A 1,580-nucleotide genomic window follows, 5' to 3' on the forward strand; every position below is an offset into this window, starting at 1 on the left:
TAATAGGCCCAGTCCGACCCGGCGCCGCCATCGAGATGGTCGGCCCCCAGGCCGCCCACCAGCTTGTCGTCGCTGAGACCGCCCAGCAGCGTGTCGTCGCCATCCTTGCCGTACAACACGTCCTGGCCGTCATTGCCCGTCAGCACATTCGCCGTGTCGCTGCCCGTAAGCCGGTCATCGAAGGCGGAGCCGATAAGGTTGGAGATGCCGTTCAGCGTGTCGCCCTGGGCATCGCCGCCCAGGCCGGTGCCAAGCAACAGGTCGACCGTCACCCCCGCGCCCGACCCGGCATAATTGGCGGTATCGACGCCGCCGGCGCCGGTGAGGGCGTCCGCGCCGGCGCCGCCGGTGAGGATGTTGTCGCCGGCCGACCCGGTCAGCAGGTCATTCCCGGCGGACCCGATGAGGTTCTCGATGTCGGTCAACATGTCGCCCTGGGCGTCGCCGCCCAGGCCGGTGCTGGTGGTCAGGTTGACCGTGACCGGGGCCGCGGATCCCGAATAATCCGCCGTGTCGTTGGTGCCGGCGCCGCCCTGCAGCGAATCTGCGCCGCCGCCGCCGATCAGCGTGTCGTCGCCGGCGCCACCCAGCAGGATGTCATTGCCGCCCTGGCCGTCGAGGACGTCGTCCCCGCCCTGCCCGTTCATCGTGTTGGCAGCGGCGCTGCCGCTCAGGTGGTCGGCGCCGGTGTTCGAGCCGATCAGGTTGACGATGCCGACCAGCCAGTCGCCCTGGGCGTCGCCGCCGAAGCCCTGGGAGGCGCCGGTCAGCTGGATGTTGATGCCCAGGATCGGCAGGGTGAGGGAGAGGAGGACCGACAGGTCGACCGTCACGCCGTCGATCGAGGTCGTGTAATCAGCCGCATCGATGCCCGACAGGGTGATGACGCCGGCGATGTTCAGCAGGCCGCCGATGATGACGTCCGCGCCGGCGCCGCCCCGGATGATGTCGTCGCCGGACCAGCCGATCGCGATATCGTCGCCGCCGAGGGCGTCGATGAAGTCGTTCCCGATCCCCAAGATAGGACCGATGATGAGATCCGGCAGGATTTCCGCGCTGTTGGTGCCGGTAAACGTGGCCATGAATTATCTCCACGAAATCTGGAATTTACCGAAATGGTCAATGAATGTTTCATACAAAACATATCAACTTAAATCAATCGAATGTGTATGTCATACCGGGCTATGTAGTGGGCTATGGCGCTTGTCGGATGGGAGTGCCCCCGCAGCGGGGTTTCAAACCGCCGATCGGGACCGCCTCCGAAACACCGGCGTCGTGTCGCCTTGGCTCGGATGATGGTTCTTGGAAGAGGGCCTCACCAATTCTTCATCGTCATCATGAACCTGCAGGGCCTTCTTAAGTCTAGGAGGGGCGATCCAGGACGGCGCCGCCTGCACAGTCTGCGCTGGCAAGGCTGGATCGCGTCCCCCGGCTCGAGGCCCTACGGGATTCACACATCTGGCGGGGCGGTTGCGAGCTTGAAGCCAGTGATGCGATGGAGGAGGCGATCGAGGCCACGGGCCATAGTCTTGGGGCCTGGGGGTTTGTAGTAGCAGTTCCAGCCACCGAGGCGAGCGACA

At 65.2% G+C, this 1,580-nt stretch carries 1 protein-coding gene; it reads right to left on the reverse strand.

Annotated elements, in window-relative coordinates:
- Nucleotides 1-1,082: calcium-binding protein (locus AC3XYG_RS06245; protein WP_489138947.1), on the reverse strand; the 1,082-nt coding region annotated here is incomplete at its 3' end.
- Nucleotides 1,083-1,580 lie beyond the last annotated feature (498 nt).

It is taken from the genome of Inquilinus sp., from assembly GCF_057815775.1.